The 21,573-nt window shown below is 64.1% G+C and carries 15 protein-coding genes and 1 pseudogene; 7 read left to right on the top strand and 9 right to left on the bottom strand.

Translation table 11 applies throughout. The features are described from left to right. Window positions 1-772: 772 nt before the first annotated feature. Together hpnH and ispH are read right to left on the bottom strand one after the other, a co-directional pair. Window positions 773-1,933, bottom strand: a complete 1,161-nt coding sequence (hpnH, locus tag H1B27_RS35230; RefSeq protein WP_197969208.1) for an adenosyl-hopene transferase HpnH — start codon at window positions 1,931-1,933, stop codon at window positions 773-775. A gap of 35 nt (window positions 1,934-1,968) precedes the next feature. Then, complete coding sequence (ispH, locus tag H1B27_RS35225) at window positions 1,969-2,895, bottom strand: 4-hydroxy-3-methylbut-2-enyl diphosphate reductase (RefSeq protein WP_197969207.1); 927 nt, start codon at window positions 2,893-2,895, stop codon at window positions 1,969-1,971. A 454-nt stretch (window positions 2,896-3,349) separates the two neighbouring features. Here ispH and hpnN point away from each other — a divergent pair, with 454 nt between their 5' ends. Beyond that, the gene (hpnN, locus tag H1B27_RS35220; RefSeq protein ID WP_197969206.1) at window positions 3,350-5,938 is read left to right on the top strand and encodes a hopanoid transporter HpnN; all 2,589 of its coding nucleotides are present in this window, start codon (window positions 3,350-3,352) and stop codon (window positions 5,936-5,938) included. Here hpnN and H1B27_RS35215 read toward each other — a convergent pair. Then, window positions 5,906-6,559 carry a DUF2147 domain-containing protein gene (locus H1B27_RS35215; protein WP_197969205.1) on the bottom strand — a complete coding sequence of 218 codons (654 nt, stop codon included), beginning with the start codon at window positions 6,557-6,559 and terminating at the stop codon, window positions 5,906-5,908. The genes hpnN and H1B27_RS35215 overlap by 33 nt on opposite strands. 142 nt (window positions 6,560-6,701) lie before the next feature. Here H1B27_RS35215 and hpnO point away from each other — a divergent pair, with 142 nt between their 5' ends. Beyond that, complete coding sequence (gene hpnO / locus H1B27_RS35210; protein WP_028176727.1) at window positions 6,702-8,093, top strand: aminobacteriohopanetriol synthase HpnO; 1,392 nt, start codon at window positions 6,702-6,704, stop codon at window positions 8,091-8,093. Between the two features lie 10 nt (window positions 8,094-8,103). Here hpnO and H1B27_RS35205 read toward each other — a convergent pair whose 3' ends face one another. The 4 genes and pseudogenes from H1B27_RS35205 to H1B27_RS35190 all read right to left on the bottom strand — a co-directional run bounded on the left by H1B27_RS35205 (window position 8,104) and on the right by H1B27_RS35190 (window position 11,513). Further along, window positions 8,104-8,409 carry a HigA family addiction module antitoxin gene (locus H1B27_RS35205; RefSeq protein ID WP_197969204.1) on the bottom strand — a complete coding sequence of 102 codons (306 nt, stop codon included), beginning with the start codon at window positions 8,407-8,409 and terminating at the stop codon, window positions 8,104-8,106. A gap of 12 nt (window positions 8,410-8,421) precedes the next feature. Continuing rightward, window positions 8,422-8,687, bottom strand: a pseudogene (locus tag H1B27_RS35200) (type II toxin-antitoxin system RelE/ParE family toxin). Between the two features lie 315 nt (window positions 8,688-9,002). Next, window positions 9,003-9,881, bottom strand: coding sequence for an alpha/beta fold hydrolase (locus H1B27_RS35195; RefSeq protein WP_197969203.1), 879 nt, complete (start codon window positions 9,879-9,881; stop codon window positions 9,003-9,005). A gap of 12 nt (window positions 9,882-9,893) precedes the next feature. Beyond that, window positions 9,894-11,513 carry a GMC family oxidoreductase gene (locus H1B27_RS35190; protein WP_197969202.1) on the bottom strand — a complete coding sequence of 540 codons (1,620 nt, stop codon included), beginning with the start codon at window positions 11,511-11,513 and terminating at the stop codon, window positions 9,894-9,896. Window positions 11,514-11,687: 174 nt separating this feature from the next. Between H1B27_RS35190 and H1B27_RS35185 the strand changes: the two genes are divergently transcribed. Next, a complete protein-coding gene (locus H1B27_RS35185; protein WP_061878061.1) occupies window positions 11,688-12,860 on the top strand; it encodes a M20 aminoacylase family protein in 1,173 nt (390 codons plus the stop codon). Window positions 12,861-13,048: 188 nt separating this feature from the next. Here the strand turns inward: H1B27_RS35185 and H1B27_RS35180 are convergent, their stop codons facing one another. Beyond that, the gene (locus H1B27_RS35180) at window positions 13,049-14,491 is read right to left on the bottom strand and encodes a UdgX family uracil-DNA binding protein (protein ID WP_197969201.1); all 1,443 of its coding nucleotides are present in this window, start codon (window positions 14,489-14,491) and stop codon (window positions 13,049-13,051) included. Next, window positions 14,491-15,726: a putative DNA modification/repair radical SAM protein gene (locus H1B27_RS35175; protein ID WP_061878059.1), complete on the bottom strand. Its 1,236-nt coding sequence runs from the start codon at window positions 15,724-15,726 to the stop codon at window positions 14,491-14,493. Before H1B27_RS35175 ends, H1B27_RS35180 begins: the two co-directional genes overlap by 1 nt. A gap of 163 nt (window positions 15,727-15,889) precedes the next feature. Between H1B27_RS35175 and H1B27_RS35170 the strand changes: the two genes are divergently transcribed. Genes H1B27_RS35170 through H1B27_RS35160 form a run of 4 tightly spaced genes read left to right on the top strand, consistent with a single transcriptional unit; the run spans window position 15,890 to window position 21,504 of the window. Next, entirely contained in the window at window positions 15,890-16,678 is a 789-nt protein-coding gene (locus H1B27_RS35170; RefSeq protein ID WP_197969200.1) for an ImuA family protein, read from the top strand. Further along, window positions 16,575-18,170, top strand: a complete 1,596-nt coding sequence (locus H1B27_RS35165; protein ID WP_197969199.1) for a Y-family DNA polymerase — start codon at window positions 16,575-16,577, stop codon at window positions 18,168-18,170. Before H1B27_RS35170 ends, H1B27_RS35165 begins: the two co-directional genes overlap by 104 nt. Next, complete coding sequence (locus H1B27_RS40505) at window positions 18,167-18,886, top strand: PHP domain-containing protein (protein WP_246515920.1); 720 nt, start codon at window positions 18,167-18,169, stop codon at window positions 18,884-18,886. Before H1B27_RS35165 ends, H1B27_RS40505 begins: the two co-directional genes overlap by 4 nt. Then, on the top strand, window positions 18,802-21,504 hold the full coding sequence (locus tag H1B27_RS35160; RefSeq protein WP_311977552.1) for an error-prone DNA polymerase: 2,703 nt from the start codon (window positions 18,802-18,804) through the stop codon (window positions 21,502-21,504). The genes H1B27_RS40505 and H1B27_RS35160 overlap by 85 nt, the downstream gene beginning before the upstream one ends. The last annotated feature ends 69 nt before the right edge of the window (window positions 21,505-21,573 follow it).

Here is a 21,573-nt window from a genome sequence, read left to right as displayed (position 1 = left end):
CACCGCTCGGGAACGCTTGCCGTTGCGACAGCGAGCGAATGCATGCATCCACCTTGTCCTTGGCCACATCAATCCCGACGACAACGCGACTGTTTTGTGCCATCATCCACTCCCTTCCTTGCTCGGTTCGGGCTCGAAGCCCATGCAACTGTTCGGGTTGAGGAAGACACGCCGAATCCGTCCCACGCTCCCCGACAGGCTCTAGGCCTTTGAGCACGAACGGGCTCGGATCCAGCGACGGGCGGTTGGTCAGAACCGCCCGTTGTCACATCCTGGCAGATTTTGCGGACACAAGAGCGCGAAGGACACCGTTAAAACCATCCGCGCAGGGAAGGCCGGGCGACCGGCATCACCTGTGATCCACCCCGTGTGCATTTTTCGTTGCGCACGGATCTGCGGGTGCCGCCGGCGCCCGGTCTTCCCTGCGCCCTTTGGCTTCCATGGGGCGAAACGAACAGCAAAGCTCGGGCGAAAGCAGCCGCGAGAACGCGATGGTGTGCCTTCTCGAACCGTCGCCTGAGGTCAAATGGATGGTCGCGCAGGTCTCGTGCCCCGGATGCGGCGCAGCGCGCACTTGCGCGGTGCGGTGTAGAGCCGGGGCCCATGCATCACCGGGGACGTGCGGCTCTGGGTCCCGGCTCTGCGCCGCAGCGTTGCACGCTGCAGCGCATCCGGGACACGAAGAGCTATCCTTGCGGCATTGCCTCCTACAAGACAAAGGCCCGGTCGCGATCGCGGCCGGGACTTTGTCGTGAGAGTTGAGTGCGTCGGCCTATGCCGCCGTCGAAGCCTTCTGCGCGGCCTTCGCCTGCGCAGCCTCGGCCTCGTCCTTGCGGATCTCGGAGAGCTTCTTCTGGACCTGCTCCGAGAAGATGTACTGCGCCGGGCGCTGCTTGCTCATGTCGATCTCCGGCGCCATCGGGCCGGAGGTCTTGATGCCGCGCAGCGACACCCACATCGCCTTCAGCGGGTTGTTGAGCGCGGCCGTCGCGGCCGTGGGCTCGTAGCCGCAATGGGCCATGCAGTCGGCGCACTTTTCGTACTTGCCGGTGCCGTAGGTTTCCCAGTCGGTGGTCTCCATCAGCTCCTTGAAGGTTTTGGCGTAGCCTTCACCGAGCAGGTAGCAGGGCTTCTGCCAGCCGAAGATGTTGCGCGCGGGCATGCCCCAGGGCGTGCACTCGTATTCCTGGTTGCCGGCGAGGAAGTCCAGGAACAGGCCGGAATGCATGAAATTCCACTTCATGCCCTTGCCCATGGCAAAGACGTCGCGGAACAGCTTCTTGGTCTTGGTGCGGTTGAGGAAGTGCTCCTGGTCCGGCGCGCGCTCATAGGCGTAGCCCGGCGACATCGAGACACCGACGCCGAGTTCGACCGTGAGGTCGAGGAATTTCGCGATCTCCTCGGCCGGATGGCCGTCGAAGATGGTGGCGTTGACGTTGACGGTGAAGCCGCGCGCCTTGGCTGCCTTGATCGCGGAGACGGCGCGGTCGAACACGCCCTTCTGCGACACCGCCTTGTCGTGGTGGTCGCGCAGGCCGTCGAGATGCACCGAGAAGAACAGGTAGGGCGAGGGCTCGAACAGGTCGAGCTTCTTCTCGAGCAGCAGCGCGTTGGTGCAGAGCGAGACGAACTTCTTGCGTGCGACGAGGCCGCGCACGATCTCGCCGATCTCCTTGTGGATCAGCGGCTCGCCGCCGGGAATGGCGACCATCGGCGCGCCGCACTCGTCGGCGGCGTCCCAGCACTCCTGCGCCGTCATGCGGCGGTTGAGGATCGCGTCGGGATAGTCGATCTTGCCGCAGCCGACGCAGGCGAGATTGCAGCGAAACAGCGGCTCCAGCATCAGCACGAGCGGATAGCGCTTGCGGCCAAGCAGTTTCTGCTTGAGCAAATAGCCGCCGATACGCATTTCCTTGAAGAAGGGGATGGCCATTACACGTTTCTTTCTGGGCTTGAAATTCGGGTGGGTCAGCTCGCAGCCAATTGGGCCGGAAGCCGAAATTCGATGTTCTCCTCGCGGCCCGGCAACACCTGGACCTTGACCGGTCCGATCCGCCGCATCGCTTCGATCACGTCATCCACGAGTACCTCGGGCGCCGAGGCGCCGGCCGTGATGCCGACGGTCCTGGCATTTTTCAGCCACTCCGGATTGAGCTCGCTGCCGTCGGCAATCAAATAACTCGCGACGCCGGCCTCGGTGCCGATTTCGCGAAGCCGGTTCGAGTTCGAGCTGTTGGCAGCGCCCACCACCAGGATCACGTCGACCAGTTTGCTCAAGTCCCTTACCGCAGATTGGCGGTTCTGTGTCGCATAGCAGATATCCCGGATATCCGGACCTTGAATGTCTGTAAAGCGGGCCTGCAGGGCGGCGATGATGTCCTTGGTGTCGTCGACCGACAGGGTGGTCTGGGTGATGTAGGCCACCGGCGTATCCGCCGGCAGCGTGAGCGCCTTAACCTCTTCAACGCTCTGGACAAGCTGCACGGGCCCGGGGACCTGGCCCATCGTGCCCTCGACCTCGGGGTGGCCGGCATGGCCGATCAGGATCAGCGTGCGGCCCTTGCCGATGTAGCGCTTCCCCTGATTGTGAACCTTCGTGACCAGGGGGCAGGTGGCATTGAGCACCGGAAGATCGCGCGCGGCGGCCTCTTCCTCGACGCTGCGGGCGACACCATGGGCGCTGAAAACCGTCACCGCCTTCGGCGGAACCTCGGAGAGTTCCTCGACGAAGATCGCACCTTTGCTCTTCAGGCTCTCGACGACGTATTTGTTATGCACGATCTCATGGCGCACGTAGACCGGGCGGCCGTATTTCTCCAGCGCCCGTTCCACGATCTCGATCGCACGCACCACGCCCGCGCAGAAGCCGCGCGGTTGCGCCAGATACACTTCCATTGGACGCCCATTACGCAAGTTGCACCAATCCGCTTATGTAAGTCCCCGACGGCACCCCGATACTGACCAATGAGTTGCAATATCCGCACCATTGGTTCGCATACGCGGTAGCCGCCCACCCCCGGAAGGGGCTCCGGCGCATGGAGGCGCAATACTTTGTGTCAAAAAATCGGCATTAAGGAAAGGTCGGACCGCTACGGGTCCGATTGTTGAGGTATCATGGTAGGATATGCGATGGGCGCAAATGCGCGACATTCGTGCATCGTCCTTCGTCACTTTCCCGCCTCAACTCCCCGGCTATACCGGCCGCCCCGCATGATTTTTGCCTCGGTCTCCGCCGTTTACCTCGAACCTTCTCGCGGCGGGAACCACTCAAAACAGCAATAGGTTTCGCCCGGAAACTCCGATAAACAGCGGGCGTTTCTGGCAAGCTGTAACCGCAGAAAGAAAAGAAGTGCTGCAAAGCGTCGTCGTTGCCACCGTCAGGGCCTGCACCCGGTTTGCCTCCCTCGTCGTCCTTCTCGGGCTCCTGCTGTCGGTGGGAGCGGGCTATTACGCCGCGCGCCACTTCGCCATCAACACCGACATCAATTCGCTGATTTCCCAGAATCTCGACTGGCGCAAGCGCGACCAGCAATTCGACCAGGCGTTCGATCAGAACGAAACGATCCTCGCCGTGATCGAGGCCCGGACGCCGGAGATGGCGAGCGCCGCAGCAGACGCGCTCTATGCAAGGCTGAAGGACGACAAGACCAACTTCCACTCGATGCAGCAACTCGGTAGCGGCGAGTTCTTCGAAAAGAATGGATTGCTGTTCCTGCCGACGGAGGAAGTCGCCAAGACGACCGGCCAGCTCGAATCCGCCGCGCCCCTGATCGAGATCATGGCCGGCGATCCCTCGATCCGCGGCCTGACCGGCGCGCTGGAAACCGGTCTTGCCGGCGTCAAGCGAGGCCAGGTCAAGCTCGACAACACCGAGCGGCCCTTCAACCTGATCGCGCAGACCGTCGAGACCGTGCTCAACAAGGGCAATGCCAGCTTCTCCTGGCGCGAGCTCGTCAGCGACGAGCCGTTGAAGGATTCGGACAAGCGCGCCTTCATCGAGTTCAAGCCCATCCTCGATTACAACGCGCTGGAGCCGGGCAAGGACGCGACCGACGCGATCCGGAAAGCCGCGGCCGATCTGGACTTCCCCAACAAATACCAGGCGCGGGTGCGCCTGACCGGCCCGGTCCCGATCGCCAACGAGGAATACGCGACCGTCCAGGAGGGAGCCGTCGTCAACGGCATCGGCACCGTTCTCGTGGTGCTGCTCATCCTGTGGCTGGCGCTGCATTCGGCGAAGATCATCTTTGCGGTGTTCGTCAATCTCTTCGTGGGCCTTGCGATCACCACCGCGGCCGGCCTGATGATGGTCGGCTCGCTCAATCTGCTGTCGATCGCGTTCGCGGTGCTGTTCGTCGGCCTCGGCGTCGATTTCGGCATCCAGTACAGCGTCCGCTATCGCTCCGAGCGCTACAAGCACAATGACCTCTCGGGTGCGCTGGTGCTGGCCGCCAAGCGCTCGGCGGTGCCGCTGTCGCTCGCGGCGATGGCCACCGCTGCGGGCTTCCTCTGCTTCATGCCGACCGACTACAAGGGCATCTCGGAACTCGGGCAGATCGCCGGCGTCGGCATGCTGGTGGCGTTCGTGTCCAGCATCACCGTGCTGCCGGCGCTGCTCAAGCTTCTGAACCCGCCCGGCGAGCCGGAGCCCGTCGGCTATGCCTTCCTGGCGCCGCTCGATCACTTCCTGGAGAAGCATCGCGTGCTGATCGTCGGCGGCACGCTGCTGCTCGCGCTTGGCGGCCTGCCGCTGCTCTACTTCATGAAGTTCGACTTCAACCCGATGAACCTGCGCAATCCCAAGGCCGAATCGATCGCGACCTTCCTCGATTTGCGCAAGGATCCCAACACCGGCGCCAATGCCATCAACGTGATGACGACGTCGGAGGAGCAGGCGAGGCAGGTTGAGGCGAGGCTCGAGAAAGTGCCCGAGGTGCTCAGGGTGATGTCACTCAACAGTTTCGTGCCGCAGGATCAGCCGCCGAAGCTGAAGCTGATCGCGCAAGGCGCCAAGGTGCTGAACCCCGCGTTGAACCCCGATCAGATCGATGCGGCGCCGTCGGATCAGGAAAATGTCGAGTCGCTGAAATCTTCCGTCGACAATCTGCGCCGGACCGCGGGCGACGCGAAGGGGCCGGGGGCGCTCGCCTCGCGCCGTCTTGCAGACGCGCTCGAAAAGCTCGCCGATAGCGACGAGGCCACGCGCAACAAGGCGCAGGACGTGTTCGTCACGCCGATGAAGATCGTGTTCGACCAGCTCAGGAACGCCATGCAGGCCGGGCCGGTCACCCTGAAGTCACTGCCGCCCGAGCTCGTCAACGCCTGGAAGAGCAAGGACGGCATCATCCGCGTCGAGGCGCTGCCCAAGGGCGATCCCAACGACAACGACACGCTGCGCAAATTCGCGGCGGCGGTGCTCGCGGCCGAGCCGACCGCGATCGGGGGACCGGTCTCGATCCTGAAATCCGGCGACACCGTGGTGAAGGCGTTCATCCACGCCGGCATCTACGCGCTGGTCGTGATCGGGCTCTTGCTGTGGATCACGCTGCGCCGGTTCGTCGACGTGCTGATGACGCTGGTGCCGCTTCTGGTTGCCGGCGCAGTGACGCTCGAAATCTGCGTGTTGATCGGCCTGCCGCTGAACTTCGCCAATATCGTTGCATTCCCGCTGCTGCTCGGCGTCGGTGTCGCCTTCAAGATCTATTATGTCGTGGCGTGGCGCTCGGGCAGAACAAACCTGCTCCAGACCAGCCTCACGCGCGCGATCTTTTTCAGCGCGCTGACGACGGCAACCGCGTTCGGCAGCCTGTGGCTGTCGAGCCATCCCGGCACATCCAGCATGGGCAAGCTGCTGGCACTCTCGCTGGTGACCACGCTTGCCGCCGTGCTGCTGTTTCAGCCGGCCCTAATGGGCAAACCCCGCAATCTCAGGGAGTAGGCAGATGTCGCCGACGGGGTCAGCGGCGCCCTTCTGACCGGGCTTGGCGGCGCCGGCGGCCTTCGGAGCTGCAGGCGCAGGCGCAGGTGCCGTGGCGCCTGTCGTGGCTTGAGCTGCCTGCGCACCTTGAGCCTTCGGCGGCGCGGCGCCGCCGGATTTCGGCGCGCCCTTGGCCATGGCGTTGACGGGACTCGAGGGGATTGGCGGGCCGACCCGGGTCCAGGTCTCGCCGCCGCAGAGGAAGCCCATCACGCAGCCCTTGATTTCGAGTTGGTCGGGACCGGCCGGCGTGATGGTCGCGCTATAGAGCTGTCCATCCTTGGCGTTGTAGACCTGCCCTTCCCACTGATCGATACCGGGCTTCTTCTTCATGTCGATCAAGGTTGCCATACCCAGCGTCGGCCTGTTCTTTTTCGAGACATCCGGATTGTTCTCGTCGCGCCCGCCGGGTTGCTTTTCCCAGGAGACCGCGCCCCACATGCTGCCATAACATTGGGCGACACGAATGTTGGCAACGCTGTCGGCCACCCGCCAGTCGCCGGTCGGGTCTGCAGCGAGCGCGGGTGTCAGGCAGGTGTAACCGCCAGCCAGTATTAGTCCGGTGTAAAGGGCTAAACGCATGATGGTTCCTTGGCAGTGCAACATGATCTAAAAGCTGTGCTTGCGAAGATGGTCCGAAAAAGGGCAAAAGGCCGCACAGACCGTTTTCAGCAGCGGTCCGTTTTCAGTTGACGAGACGGCCTCCAATCGAAGTATGTAGCGGATGCACAGCCCAAATCCAGACATGTCTCAGCTATTCGCGGACCGTCAGGCCCAGCGCAGCACCCTGCATAACCGGTATCTGAACGAGCAGTTCGTCCGGGTTCTCAAGACCATCGGCTACGATGTCGGCTTCCAGAAGGGGCAGGGGCAGTACCTTTACGATCGCGAGGGCGCTCGCTACCTTGACCTGTTGTCCGGCTTTGGCGTGTTCGCGATCGGGCGCAATCATCCTGTCATGCGCGATGCGCTCAAGAGCGTCCTCGATGCCGACCTGCCCAACCTCGTCCAGTTCGACGTCTCGACGCTCGCCGGCGTGCTGGCCGAGCGGCTGCTGAAATACGTCCCCTATCTCGACAAGGCGTTCTTCGCCAATTCCGGCGCGGAATGCGTCGAGGCCGCGATCAAATTTGCGCGTGGCGCGACCGGCCGCCCCGGCATCGTCTATTGCGCCCACGGCTACCACGGCCTGACCTATGGCGCGCTGTCGCTGACGGGCGATTCGAACTTCCGCACCGGCTTCGAGCCGCTGCTGCCGGGCTGCACCCCGGTCCCGTTCAACGATCTGGCTGCGCTGGAAAAGGCCCTGGCCTCGCGCGAGGTTGCGGCCTTCGTCGTCGAGCCGATCCAGGGCAAGGGCGTCAACATGCCCACCGACGAGTTCCTGCCCGGCGCGGCCGCGCTCTGCAAGAAATACGGCACGCTGTTCGTCGCCGACGAGATCCAGACCGGCATGGGCCGCACCGGCCGCTTTCTTGCTGTCGAGCACTGGAACGTCGAGCCCGATATGGTGCTGCTGTCGAAGTCGCTGTCGGGCGGCCACGTGCCGGTCGGCGCCGTGCTGACGCGCAAGAGCATCTTCGACAAGATCTTCAACCAGATGGACCGGGCGGTGGTGCACGGCTCCACCTTCTCCAAGAACGACCTCGCCATGGCTGCGGGCATTGCCACGCTCGACGTGATGGAATCGGAGAAGCTGATCGAATCCGCCGCCAAGCGCGGCGCCGAGCTGCGCCTCGCATTGACGCGCATGGTGCCCGGTTACGAGCTGATGAAGGAAGTGCGCGGCAAGGGACTGATGATCGGCGTCGAGTTCGGCCCGCCGAAGTCGCTGCGCCTGCGCGCCTCCTGGAACGTGCTGGAGACCGCCAACAAGGGCCTGTTCTGCCAGCTCATCACCGTGCCGTTGTTCAAGGATCACAAGATTCTGACCCAGGTCGCCGGTCACGGCAGCCACACTATCAAGCTGTTGCCTCCGCTCACCATCACCGAGGAAGACTGCAGCTGGATCGAGCGCGCCTTCGACGACGTCATCGCCGGCAGCCACAAGGTCCCCGGCGCGATCTGGTCGCTCGGCAAGACGCTGGTGGACAACGCGGTGCGACGGTCGGCGTAGGGCCGGTCGCTCAGGCTGCCTTGGGCTTGTTGACAGTCTCGATGCGGTCGAGCGCCTTGCCGAGGTCGCGTCTGGCGATCTGGATATCGTAATCATTCTGAAGATTGAGCCAAAGCTCGGCCGTTGTGCCCAGTGCCTTGGCGAGCCGAAGTGCGGTGTCGGCGGTGACGCCAGTCTGCTCACTCGCAATCCGCTCAATACGTGTGCGCGGCAGGCCGCATGTCCTGGCAAGCGCGCCGGCGGACATGTTCAGCGGGACCAGAAATTCTTCCCGCAGAACCTCGCCAGGATGCATGGGCTTGAGTTTCTTGGCCATCGTCGCGTTCTCCTAGTGATAGTCCACGATCTCGACCTCCGCGGGGCCCTGTGCCGTCCAGACGAAGCACACCCGGAACTGGTCGTTGATCCTGATCGAATGCTGTCCCTTGCGATCAGCCGTGAGGGCCTCGAGGCGGTTAAATCGGCGAGTTCACCTGCGGCGTGAAGATAGCGCAATTTCCGGCGTGCAACCTTCACGAGGTCGGCCGGAAAGCCTTTGGGACTATCGCCGTTAAAGACCGCTTCAGTCGCTTTGTCCCGAAACGTCCTGATCATGCGCGTAGTGTATCACTGTATGATACGTAAGGAAAAGAAATTGTATCGATTTCTGATACATTCCTGTAGCCCCCTTTGAGGCGCTGCAATCCCTCCACATTCTCCTTCATTGCCGCCTCGAACTCGTCGACGAATTCGGCGGGCTCGTCGGCGCCGATATCGCTGATGAGGCGGCAAGCGCGGAGACCGCCGAGCCGATCGCAAAGCCACGCAGCACGGAGCGGCGGGACCCAACAGGCTGCACAGTATGCGGCAAGATGGGCCCCGGCTCTCGAGCGTATCACTGTGTGCTGCGCGGCATCCGGGGCACCAGACCTATTTCGCGAACTCCCGCACGGCTGCGGCCACGGCCGCCGGCACTTCCTGAGCCACGCAATGGCCGGCGCCTTCGAAGACCAATGTGCTGACGCGCGGGATCAGCGACACGGCGCGTCGCGCCATCTCCTTGTAGATCGGCCCTGAATTTGCGGCGGTCGTGACGCGCACCGGGCAGTCGATCTCGGTCAGCCAGGCAAACGGATTGCCGCGGGCGTCGCCCATGTACACCTGCTCCATCGCCTCGTAGATCGGGCGCAGGATCGCGGACTCGATCTCGGGTGTGCAGCAGAGTCGGACGCGGCCATCGTCGAGCGGCACGAAGCCGTGGCGCACATAGGCGCGCAGCGAGGTCTCGGTCCAGTCCGCGAAGGCCGGCACGGCGCGATAGCGCTCGAACACGGCGTCGGCACTGTCGAACTCAGCGCGTCGGCGCAGCGTGCTCTCGACGCGGGACAAGGATTCCTCGCTCAGTCCGCCGGAGCGCGTCCTGCGCGGATCCATCACTGTCGGCTCCATCACGAACAGGCGCGTGAAGCGGCCGGGCAAGAGTTTCGCCGCGAGCAGGAGATCGGTCGCCCCCGCGCTGTGCCCAATGCCGTAGATGTCGCGGAGATCGAGCGCATCGATCACGTGGCAGACGTCCTGCGCATAGTCCAGGAAATGATAGGCGCGGGGCTTGTGGCTCGCGCCATGGCCGCGGCGGTCGAGCGCATAGACCGTGTAGGTCGATGCAAGCTCGCGCGCGACCTCGTCCCAGACGTCGGCGACGAAACCGGTGCCGTGCACGAGGAGAGCGGGCGGCTTCCCGCTCTCGCCCCATTGCAGCATGGCGATTTGTGCATCAGTGGGGCCGATTGAAAAGCGCTGACAGATCATGGTGATCGGATGCTACCTCGCATCCTCCAGGATCATCGTCGCGCCTTTCTCCGCAATCATCGCCGTCGGTGTGTTGGTGTTTCCGGACGTGATCGTCGGCATGATCGAGGCATCGACGATGCGTAAGCCCGAGAGGCCGTAGAAGCGCAACCGCTCGTCCACCACAGCCATCGGATCGCTTGCCGTCCCCATCTTCGCGGTGCCGACGGGGTGGAAAATGGTGGTGCCGATGTCGCCGGCGGCCTTCGCCAGAGAAGCGTCGTCATCGCCTACCGTCGGCCCGGGCAGATATTCGCTTGGACGATATTTTGCGAGCGCCTTCTGCTGCATCAGGCGTCGCGTGGTGCGGATGGCGTCGGCGGCGACCTGGCGGTCGTCGTCGGTCGACAGGTAGTTCGGCGCGATGATCGGCTTCTCATCAGGTGTCGCCGCGCGCAAGCGAACGGTGCCGCGAGAGGTCGGCTGCAGATTGCAGGCGCTGACGGTGATGGCGGGAAAGCGGTGCAGGGGATCGCCGAACTTGTCGAGCGACAGCGGCTGCACGTGAAACTGGATGTTGGCGCGGGCGCGCGTCGCGTCCGAGCGCGTGAAGATGCCGAGCTGCGACGGCGCCATGGTCAGCGGCCCGCGTCGGCGGAAGGCGTAGTCGAGACCCATCAGGCCGCGGCGGAAGAGATTGTAATAGGTCTCGTTCAGGGTGCGGACGCCCTCGACCCGGTAGATCGCGCGCTGCTGCAGGTGGTCCTGGAGGTTGCGTCCCACACCGGGCTTGTCCATGACGATGTCGATGCCGAGCGGCGACAGCCAGTCGGCCGGTCCGATGCCGGAGCGATGCAGCACCTGCACCGAGCCGATCGAGCCTGCCGAGAGGATGACCTCGCGTTTCGCGCTCGCCTCGACGATCTCGCCGTTCTGGATGAAGCGGACGCCGACGGCGCGGCCTTGCTCGATGATGAGGCGGTCGACCAGCACATGCTTCTCGAGCCGCAGATTGGGGCGGTTCAGTGCGGGCTTGAGGAAACCGCGCGCCGACGACCAGCGCCGGCCGCGCTTCTGGTTGACGTGGAAATAGCTCGTGCCTTCGTTGTCGCCGGTGTTGAAATCCGGAATGCGCCTGATGCCCATCTCCTCGGCGGCGTCACCGACGGCGTCGAGAACGGCCCATGACAGCCGCGGCGCCTCGATTCGCCAGCCGCCGCCGGCACCGTGATGATCGCTGGCGCCGAGGAAGTGATCTTCCAGCCGCTTGAACAGCGGCAGCACGTCGTCATAGCCCCAGCCGGTCAGCCCAAGCTGGCGCCAATGATCGTAATCGGCGGCCTGTCCGCGCATCGAGATCATGGCGTTGATCGCCGAGCAACCGCCGATCACCTTGCCGCGGGGATAGGCGAGCGAACGACCGTTCAGGCCGGGCTCCGCCTCGGTCTTGAACATCCAGTCCGAGCGGGGATTGCCGATCGCGAAGAGATAGCCGACCGGGATGTGGAACCAGATCCAATTGTCGTCGCCGCCAGCTTCGAGAATGAGGACTCGGTTGTTCGGATCGGCCGAGAGCCGGTTGGCGACGATGCAGCCGGCCGTACCGGCTCCGACGACAATGTAGTCAAACTCACCTTCGAGCCGCCTTGGCATTCTGTTTCCACCCGGATGGTCACTTCGCGTTTCGTCTAATAGGCAGACGCAGCGGATCGGGACAAGCCCGGCCATGACGAGAGAACAGAGCTACCCTGGACCCTCCGCCGGTTGGGTGGACCGGCGCTTGCATGGTAGAGAGTCCTGTATTGCCAACAAAGCTCGAGACCTTCCATGCCCATCGTGAACCGCGTCGCCGACCTTCAGCCCGACATCCAGGCCTGGCGGCGGGACATCCATGAGCACCCCGAGCTGCTGTACGACGTTCACCGCACCGCAGCATTCGTCGCGGATCGGCTGCGGGAGTTCGGGTGCGATGAGGTCGTGACCGGTCTCGGCCAGACCGGCGTGGTCGGAGTGATCAAGGGCAACAAGCCGGTCGGCGAGGGGCCCAAGGTGATCGGCATGCGTGCCGACATGGACGCGCTGCCGGTCGAGGAGCAGACCAATCTGCCTTACGCCTCCAAGATCCCCGGCAAGATGCACGCCTGCGGCCATGACGGCCATACTGCGATGCTGCTGGGGGCCGCCCGCTATCTCGCCGAGACCCGCAATTTTGCCGGCGATGCCGTGGTGATCTTCCAGCCGGCCGAGGAGGGCGGTGCCGGCGGCGCGGCCATGGTCAAGGACGGCCTGATGGAACGCTTCGGCATCGACCAGGTCTACGGCATGCACAACGGGCCGGGCATCCCGATCGGTTCGTTCGCGATCCGCCCGGGTCCGATCATGGCAGCGACCGACGAGGTCGACATCATGATCGAGGGCGTCGGCGGCCACGCCGCGCGTCCGCACAAATGCGTCGATTCCGTGCTGGTCGGTGCGCAGGTGATCACGGCACTGCAGTCGATCGTCGCGCGCAGCGTCGATCCGCTTGAATCGGCCGTGATCTCGATCTGCGAATTCCACGCCGGCAACGCCCGCAACGTCATTCCGCAGACCGCGACGCTGCGAGGCACCATCCGCACGCTGACGCCGGAGGTGCGCAAGCTGGTCGAGAAGCGCGTGCATGAAGTCGTCGCAGGCGTGGCGCAGATCACCGGCGCCAAGATCGACCTGCGCTACAAGCGCAATTATCCCGTCGTGAACAATCATGCGGCGGAGACCGAAGTGGCGCGGCGCGTCGCCGAGCAGGTCGCGGGCGAAGCCAATGTGCACGACATGGCGCCGCTGATGGGCGGCGAGGATTTCGCCTACATGCTGGAAGCACGGCCCGGCGCCTTCATCTTCTGCGGCAATGGCGACAGCGCCGGCTTGCATCACCCCGCCTACAATTTCAACGACGAGGCGATCGTCTACGGCACGTCCTACTGGGTCAAGCTGATCGAGCAATCGCTGGCGGCGTCGTAACGCTCCGTCGTCATTCCGGGATGGTCCGAAGGACCAGACCTCAGGTGCGCAATTGCGCACCGGGGAATCTCGAGATTCCGGGTTCGGTCCTGCGGACCGCCCCGGAATGACAGCCTGGTACTTGGGACGCGCCTAGTCGTCGGGCGCGTCCCCTAGCCGCATCGCACTGCGATGCAAGGGCCGGGACATCAGGCAGCGCGGGCGGCCTTCTTCTGCAAGGCAGCGGCGATCTTCAAATCCTCGACAAAGCGCCGATACTCCAGCACCTTGGCTTCCGGATCCGGCAGCCGCAGCAGATAGGACGGATGCACCGTCACGAGTGCTTTGCGTCCGTCGGGAAGGTCAATGAGCCGGCCGCGGTTCTTGCCGATCGGGGTGATCTTGCCGAACACGCTTTGCGCGGCGGTCGCGCCCATCGCCACGATGAGATCGGGCTGGATTGCCGCAACTTCCCGCTCGTACCATTGCCGGCAGGCTCGGATCTCAGGTGTGTTCGGCTTCTGGTGCAGGCGGATTTTTCCACGCGGCACGAATTTGAAGTGCTTGACCGCATTGGTGACATAGACCTTCCTGCGGTCGACGCCGGCTTCCTCCAGCGCACGGTCGAGCATCTGACCGGCCGGACCGACAAAAGGATGGCCGACGAGGTCTTCCTTGTCGCCGGGCTGTTCGCCGACCAGCATGATGTTGGCGGACTTCGGGCCTTCGCCGAACACGGTCTGGGTCGCGTCCTTGTAGAGATGGCAGGAGCGGCAATGCGCGGCCTCTTCGCGGAGCGCTTCGAGATCGTCGGCAGCAAGCTTGCGTTTCATCGGGGCCTCCGGCCGCTTCTGAGGCTTGTGCGGATCGGTTGCGGCATTGGCGATCATGGCACCGGTCATGCGCTCGGCGTCCTCGATCAAGGGCTTAATGATCGAAGCCTCGGGCAGGTTCCTCCAATATTTCTTCGGCATTTCGCCCTGCATCGCCTTCACCTTGAGCCGTGCCGGATTGAAGATGCTGGCGTAGTAGCGCCGCCAGGTTTCTTCCAGCCGGTCTTCGCTCGGTGCTTCGCTCCTTCTGACGCCGGATGTGAACGAAAGTGCGTGGCCATCCCAATGCGCGCAGAGGTCCGGTGTCAGGATCGACCAGGGCATGTCGGCAAAGCGCTTGGTGAAGAACGGCGCAGCGAGCTCGACGATATGATGCTCAGGCTCGAACCAGGCGACGTAATGCGCCTGGCGTTCCCGGCCGATCTCGCGGAAGCGGACGAAGGCATGCATCTTGTGCTCGTCGCGATAGACCGCTTTTGCCATGGTCGTGACCTGCGCGACGTCAGGATCGGTCGCAACCTCGATGAGGTCGTGATTGTCCCTCAATCGCCAGAGTAGGCGATAGAGGATCGCAAAACGCTCGACATCGCGGTGCAGGATGGCGGCCTTGGCCAGCTCGACGAATTTTGCTGATACGTTGAAGGTGCCGTCGTTCACCTCGAGGATCGGAGACGGCGCGGGTGGCGCAAACAATTCCACTTCGCCACCTCGCACGGTCCAGGTGATATCACGCGGCTCCACATGATGTAGAACGAGCGTACGGGCGGCTTTGCGCCAGCCGTCGAAATCGGTTTCGGTATCGAGGGTGATGTACTGCATCAGAAGCCAAACCCCAGTTGCGTTGCCTTCGGCTTGAACCGTTCGATCAGCCCGGCAGCGTCGAGCCGATGGAGCGAGGGTCGGTGATCGCTGAGGACGATGAACGGCAGCGCCTTGTTCCGGGGCACGTGTAGCCGCGCGAGATCGGCAAGACGGATCGTGGTGGTGCGCCGCGTCGCGATGATGCGTTCGACCGCCTTGGTGCCGAAGCCCGGCACGCGCAGCAATTCCTCGCGGCTGGCGCGGTTGACGTCGAGCGGGAAGCGGTCGCGGTGGCGCAGCGCCCAGGCCAGCTTGGGATCGATGTCGAGCGGCAGCATCGCGCTGTCGTCGACGATCTCGCCGACATCGAAGCCGTAGAACCGCATCAGCCAGTCGGCCTGGTAGAGCCGGTGCTCGCGCAGCAGCGGCGGCGCCCGCAGGGGCAGGGCGCGGCTGGCATCGGGGATCGGGCTGAAAGCGGAGTAATAGACGCGCCGCAGCCGGTAGGCGCCGTAGAGATTGGCGCTGGTGTGGAGAATGGTGTGATCGGAGGCCGCGTCGGCGCCGACGATCATCTGCGTACTCTGGCCCGCCGGCGCGAAGCGCTGCGGCTTGACCTTGCTCTTTGCGCTGCGGCTGTCCTCGGCCTCGTCCAGCTTCAGTCGCAGCCGGCCCATGGTGCGGCGGATCGCGCGCACGTCCTTCTCCGGCGCGAATTGCCGCAGGCTGGTCTCCTCAGGCATCTCGATGTTGATGGAGAGACGGTCGGCATATTTGCCGGCCTCCGCGATCAGCGCGTCGTCGGCTTCGGGAATGGTCTTCAGGTGAATGTAGCCGCGGAAGTGATGCTCCTCGCGCAGTTTTCGCGCGACGTTCACCACTTGCTCCATCGTGTAATCGGGGCTGCGGATGATGCCGGAAGAGAGAAACAGGCCCTCGATGTAATTGCGCCGGTAGAAGTCGAGCGTCAGCTTGACGACCTCGTCGATGGTGAAGCGGGCGCGTGGCACGTTCGAGGACGCGCGGTTGACGCAATAGAGGCAATCGTAATTGCAGGCGTTGGTCAGCAGCACCTTGAGCAGCGAGATGCAGCGTCCGTCCGGCGCGTAGGAATGGCAGATGCCCATGCCGGGCGCGGTCGAGCCCATCCCCTTGCCGTCGCTGGAATCCCGCTTCTCGGTGCCGCTGGAGGCGCAGGATGCGTCGTATTTGGCGGCATCCGCCAGAATCTCCAGCTTGCGTTGTACGTCCATGTTTGAATCTCTTTGATTCCGCTCATGAATCTTTGGATGCGCTAATTCGATTGACTCTGCCGGCGCCGTTAGCTTTGTATTAGAACATATCATGAACAAATGAGCCAGCCGCTGGTTCTTATTTTCGAGAACTTCGGCACTCACCTCTGAAGGAGCGGCGAGCATGAGCGGCGCACGCATCAGCGCGCTTGCGACCTTGCGCAGCCAGATCGAACGCATCGAGACGGCGGAGGTCGTACATCAACACGATCGCGTCGCGCTCGGCCACAGCGAGGCCGACACCGCGCTGAAGGGCGGGCTCGCGCGCGCGGCGATCCACGAGGTGTTTTGCGAAGGACGACAGGGCGCGGCCGCGACCGGCTTCGTCATGGGCCTTGCGGGACGCGTGAGCGCGCGTCGGCCGCTGCTGTGGGTGCGGCAGGATTTTTCGGAGATAGAGACGGGTGCGCTGTCGATGAGCGGGCTATCCGAGCTCGGCCTCGATCCGCGCCGCGTGGTGATGGTGCGCGCCGCCGATGTCGAGAGCGCGCTGCGCACCTCGGCCGATGCGCTCGCCTGCGATGCGCTGGGCGCCGTCGTGCTCGAGCTCTGGGGCGAGACCAGACAGTTCGATCTCGTGGCAAGCCGCAAGCTGACGCTCGCCGCGCAATCGTCAGGCGTCACCGGTCTGATGCTGCGCATGGCCGCGCAGCCACTGCCTTCAACTGCCGAAACGCGATGGATGCTGCGCGCTGCGCATTCGCCGCCGGGCTCAGCATGGAGCGCCTGGGGTGCGCCGCGCTTCGATGCCGAACTCTTGCGCAATCGTCATGGCCCCTGTGGCCGGTGGATCATGGAATGGAATTGTGATGAGTGCCAGTTCAGTGAACCGTCGACGTATCCTCAGCCTGTGGCTGCCGCGCCTGCCCATCGACAGGATTCAGCGGTTTTTCGGCAGCGCCGGGCTGGGTAAAGCCAATCATGAGCCTGATATCGTCGTCATCAAGGACAACAATGCGCTGGTGATCCATGCGCTGGACGAGGCCGCCGAGCGCCTCGGCCTGTATATCGGCCAACCCCTGGCCAATGCGCGGGCGATGTGCCCGGACTTGAAAGTGTTCGATGCCGATGTCGCGGCCGATGCGAAGACGCTCAGCGATATCGCCGACTGGTGCGACCGCTTCACGCCGCTGGTGGCGCTCGATGTGCCGCATGGGCTGTTCCTCGATATCACCGGCTGCGCGCATCTGTTCGGCGGCGAAGCCGCGCTGTTGCGGACGCTGGTCCGGGCGCTCGACCGGCAGGGCTTTGCCGTCAGTGCTGCGATTGCCGGGACCTCGGTCTGCGCGCGCACGCTGACGCGGCAGGCCACGGGAACCATCGTTGCAGATGGTGGGGAGGCGGCTGCGATCGACCAGTTTCCGGTGTCCGCGCTCGGGGCAGGCGAGGCGATCACCACCGGCTTGCGCCGCGCCGGGCTGAAGACCATCGGCGATGTCGCCTCGCGCAGCTCCCACGAGATCACGGCGCGGTTTGGTGCGCGGTTCTCCACGCTGCTCGCGCATGCGCTGGGACAGGGCGATGCGCCGATCAATCCGCGCAAACCGCTGCCCGACTACATCGTCGAGAAGCGTTTCGCCGAGCCGATCGCGACCGACACCATGATCGCGATGACGCTGTCGCGGCTGGCGGACACGTTGATCGCGTCCATGGAGAAGCAGGGCAAAGGCGCGCGGCGGCTGGAGGCTGCCTTCTTCCGCACCGACGGCGTGGTGCGCGCGATCACGGTCGAGACCGGACGCCCCGTGACGCGAAGCGCCGTGATCGACCGCCTGTTCCGCGAACGCCTCGATGCGCTCGCCGATCCCCTCGATCCCGGCTTCGGTTTCGACATGGTGCGGCTGTCGGCGAGCCGCACCGAGATCGTGGTGCAGGAGCAGCGCGATCTCGATGCGCATGTCCACGACAATGACGAGATTGCTGCGCTGATCGACCGCATCGCCGCGCGCATCGGGGGCAAGCGCGTCGTCGTGCATCTGCCGCAGGACACCCATATCCCCGAACGCGCGGTTTGGTCCGCCCCCGCCCAGCATCATCTCGCCGCTGCCATGCAGGCCGAATGGCCTGTTCGCACCGAGAGCGAGCCGCCGCTGCGTCCCTTGCGGCTGTTCGACAAGCCGGAGCCGATCAAGGTGCCGTTCGCGACCGTGCCGGATGGTCCGCCGCATCAATTCACCTGGCGCCGCGCGCTGCACGCGGTGGTGCGGGTGGAGGGGCCCGAGCGCATCGCGATGGAATGGTGGCAGCAGGACGGCAAGCAGCTGACGCGGGACTATTTCCGCATCGAGGATGCCGAGGGTCTGCGCTTCTGGATCTTTCGCGACGGTCTCTACGAGGGAGAGACGTTCGACGGCGAAGGCAAGCCCGTTTCCCCCAACTGGTATGTGCACGGTCTCTTCGCATGACCACGCCTGCCTATGCCGAGATCGGCATCACCACAAACTTCTCCTTCCTGCGCGGCGGCTCGGATCCGCGCGCCTATGTGCATCAGGCCAGCATCCTCGGCATCCCCGCGATCGGCATTGCCGATCACAACACGCTCGCCGGCGTGGTGCGGGCCTACAAAGAGCTCGACAATGACAAGGTGCTGCACAAGCCGAAACTGCTGATCGGCGCGCGCATCGTCTTCGTCGACGGCACGCCCGACGTCCTGGTCTATCCGCGCGACCGTGCCGCCTATGGCCGTCTGTGCCAGCTTCTCACCCGGGGCAAGCGCGGCGACGACATCACGCGGATCGAGAAGGGCGAATGCCATCTCGCCTTCGCTGATCTCCTGGAGTTTTCGGAAGGCCAGCTCCTGGTCCTGACGCTGCCGCATCGCTTTGATCCGGCCCAGGCGCTGGATGTTCTCGCAAAGCTCAAGGGCAGCCGCGCCGCGGGCGTGTGGCTGGCGGCGAGCCTGGTCTATCGCGGCGACGACCGGCGCCGTCTGGCGCGGCTCGATGATCTCGCCACCACAGCAAAAGTGCCCCTGCTTGCGACCAACGAAGTCCTCTATCACCACCCCGGTCGCCGTCCCCTCCAGGACGTGCTGACCTGCATCCGGGAAAAGTCCACGATCGATGCAATCGGACGGAATATTTCGGCGGCGAGATCGACGACAAGCTGCGCGCGACGCTGAAGAAGGAGCTCGCGCTGATCGCCGAGCTGAAATACGCGCATTACTTCCTCACCGTGCACGACATCGTGCACTATGCACGCAGCCAGAACATCCTGTGCCAGGGGCGGGGATCGGCGGCGAATTCGGCCGTCTGCTACGTGCTCGGCATCACCTCGGTCGATCCGACCAAGGTCGACCTGTTGTTCGAGCGCTTCATCTCCAAGGAGCGACTGGAGCCGCCCGACATCGACGTCGATTTCGAGCATTCGCGGCGCGAGGAGGTGATGCAATATGTCTATCGCCGCTACGGCCGCCACCGCGCCGCGATCATCGCCACCGTCATCCATTATCGCCCGCGCAGCGCCATCCGCGACGTCGGCAAGGCGCTGGGCCTGACCGAGGACGTCACCGCCGCCCTCGCCGACACCGTCTGGGGCAGCTGGGGCAAGGGCCTCAACGACATGCAGGTCAGGCAGGCCGGACTCGATCCCAACAATCCCATGATCAACCTCGCGGTCGAGCTTGCGACCGAGCTGATCGAATTTCCGCGCCATCTCTCCCAGCATGTCGGCGGCTATGTGCTCACCCAGGACCGGCTCGACACCTATGTTCCGATCGGCAACGCCGCGATGGACGACCGCACTTTCATCGAATGGGACAAGGACGATGTCGACGCGCTTCATATGATGAAGGTCGACGTGCTGGCGCTGGGCATGCTGACCTGTATCCGCAAGTGTTTTGATCTGATCGATCGGCACAAGGGCGAGCGTTTTGTGCTGGCGAGTGTTCCGCAGGACGACCCGGAGGTCTACGACATGCTGTGCCGCGGGGAGTCGCTCGGCGTGTTCCAGGTCGAGAGCCGCGCCCAGATGAACATGCTGCCGCGCCTGAAGCCACGGACCTTCTACGATCTCGTCATCGAAGTTGCGATCGTGCGGCCGGGGCCGATCCAGGGCGACATGGTGCATCCGTATTTGCGGCGAAGGAACGGGCTCGAGAAGGTGAGCTACCCCTCGCCGTCACCGGAGCATGGCGACAAGGACGAGCTCTACAAGGTGCTGCACAAGACGCTCGGCGTCCCGCTGTTCCAGGAGCAGGCGATGCGCATTGCGATCGAGGCTGCACATTTCACCTCCGAGGAAGCCAATGGCCTGCGCCGCTCGATGGCGACCTTCCGCAATGTCGGCACCATCGGCCAATACGAGGAGAAGCTGATCGGCAATATGGTGGCGCGCGGCTACGACCCCAACTTCGCCAAAAGCTGCTTCGACCAGATCAAGGGATTTGGCTCCTACGGTTTTCCCGAGAGCCATGCCGCAAGCTTTGCGCAACTGGTCTACATTTCGTCGTGGCTGAAGCACTACCATCCCGACGCCTTCTGCTGCGGCTTGTTGAACTCGCAGCCCATGGGCTTTTATGCGCCGGCGCAGATCGTCGGCGATGCCCGCAAGAACGGCGTCGAGGTTCGCGACATCGACGTGTCCTACAGCTTTGCGCAGAACACGCTGGAGCAGGGGAGTGGCAAATACTGCGCCGTGCGCCTGGGCTTTCGCCAGATCGATGGATTCCACTGGCTGGACGAGGACGAGGAGAGGCTGAAGAGGGGGCAGCAGCTGCGCAAGCGAAGCGTGGATGAACACGAGTCAGGGGCGCACAAATGGTTGGGCTCTCTCCCCCCTTGCGGGGGAGAGTTGGAGAGAGGGGTAAGCCACGACCAGCGCCCGTGCGGCTCACCCCTCTCCCTAACCCTCCCCCGCAAGGGGGGAGGGAACCCATCCACCTCTCGTGCGGCCTTGGACCAGATGTGCATTGAAGAAGCTGAGCTTGACTGGGCCGACCGCATCGTCGCCGCCCGCAACCGCCATCCCTTCACCTCGCTCGAGGACTTCGCCCGCGACACCGGCCTGCCCAAGCGGGCGCTGATCCTGCTGGCGGATGCCGACGCGTTCCGCTCGCTCGGGCTCGATCGCCGCGAAGCGCTGTGGCAGGTGCGGCGGCTGCCCGACGACGTGCCGCTGCCGCTGTTCGAGGCGGCGACCGCCCGCGAGCAGCCGGACGAGCACGCCAAGCCGCTGCCGGTGATGCCGCGCGCCGAGCAGGTGGTCGCGGACTACCAGACCATCCGGCTATCGCTGAAGGGCCATCCGATGGAATTCTTGCGCGAGATGTTTTCGCGCGAGCGCATCGTCGCCTGCAAGGACATCAGTCACGAGAACGAGCGCCGCCGCGTCCGTTGCGCCGGCGTGGTCTTGGTCCGGCAGCGGCCGGGCAGCGCCAGCGGCGTCGTTTTCATGACGCTGGAGGATGAGACCGGCATCGCCAATGTCGTGGTCTGGCCCAAGATCATGGAACAGTACCGCAAGGAGGTGATGGGCGCGCGCCTCATCCTGGTCGAGGGTTATATCCAGAGCAGCCCCGAAAAGGTGACGCATCTCATCGCCCAGCGCATGATCGACCGCTCGCACGATCTGATCGGCCTCGCCAACGATGCGCTCGGTCGCAAGCATCCGGTACCGGCAGGCGCCACCGTCGTCGAGCCGCTCAACGAAGACCCCCGCGCTCTTGCGGACATGCCAGCCCAAAAAATCCGCCACCCCCGCAACGTCCGCATCCTGCCGCCGTCGCGGGACTTTCATTGAGGGATTATGGACAACCGCGGGAATCGGCCGATCCTGCCCAACGATCAATACGATTTGAATCGAGTCTGT

The sequence above is a fragment of the Bradyrhizobium diversitatis genome (assembly GCF_016031635.1).
In the GTDB taxonomy this organism is placed as follows: domain Bacteria; phylum Pseudomonadota; class Alphaproteobacteria; order Rhizobiales; family Xanthobacteraceae; genus Bradyrhizobium; species Bradyrhizobium diversitatis.
Note: the sequence above shows the minus strand (reverse complement) of the source record. Positions and strands in the feature narration are given on the sequence as shown.

What these genes read in the sequence shown, in the direction of transcription:
- hpnH (WP_197969208.1), bottom strand. Translation starts at nt 1,933, where the DNA reads ATGGCCATCCCCTTCTTCAAGGAAATGCGTATCGGCGGCTATTTGCTC.
- ispH (WP_197969207.1), bottom strand. Translation starts at nt 2,895, where the DNA reads ATGGAAGTGTATCTGGCGCAACCGCGCGGCTTCTGCGCGGGCGTGGTG.
- H1B27_RS35215 (WP_197969205.1), bottom strand. Translation starts at nt 6,559, where the DNA reads ATGCGTTTAGCCCTTTACACCGGACTAATACTGGCTGGCGGTTACACC.
- hpnO (WP_028176727.1), top strand. Translation starts at nt 6,702, where the DNA reads ATGCACAGCCCAAATCCAGACATGTCTCAGCTATTCGCGGACCGTCAG.
- H1B27_RS35205 (WP_197969204.1), bottom strand. Translation starts at nt 8,409, where the DNA reads ATGGCCAAGAAACTCAAGCCCATGCATCCTGGCGAGGTTCTGCGGGAA.
- H1B27_RS35195 (WP_197969203.1), bottom strand. Translation starts at nt 9,881, where the DNA reads ATGATCTGTCAGCGCTTTTCAATCGGCCCCACTGATGCACAAATCGCC.
- H1B27_RS35190 (WP_197969202.1), bottom strand. Translation starts at nt 11,513, where the DNA reads ATGCCAAGGCGGCTCGAAGGTGAGTTTGACTACATTGTCGTCGGAGCC.
- H1B27_RS35185 (WP_061878061.1), top strand. Translation starts at nt 11,688, where the DNA reads ATGCCCATCGTGAACCGCGTCGCCGACCTTCAGCCCGACATCCAGGCC.
- H1B27_RS35180 (WP_197969201.1), bottom strand. Translation starts at nt 14,491, where the DNA reads ATGCAGTACATCACCCTCGATACCGAAACCGATTTCGACGGCTGGCGC.
- H1B27_RS35175 (WP_061878059.1), bottom strand. Translation starts at nt 15,726, where the DNA reads ATGGACGTACAACGCAAGCTGGAGATTCTGGCGGATGCCGCCAAATAC.
- H1B27_RS35170 (WP_197969200.1), top strand. Translation starts at nt 15,890, where the DNA reads ATGAGCGGCGCACGCATCAGCGCGCTTGCGACCTTGCGCAGCCAGATC.
- H1B27_RS35165 (WP_197969199.1), top strand. Translation starts at nt 16,575, where the DNA reads ATGAGTGCCAGTTCAGTGAACCGTCGACGTATCCTCAGCCTGTGGCTG.
- H1B27_RS40505 (WP_246515920.1), top strand. Translation starts at nt 18,167, where the DNA reads ATGACCACGCCTGCCTATGCCGAGATCGGCATCACCACAAACTTCTCC.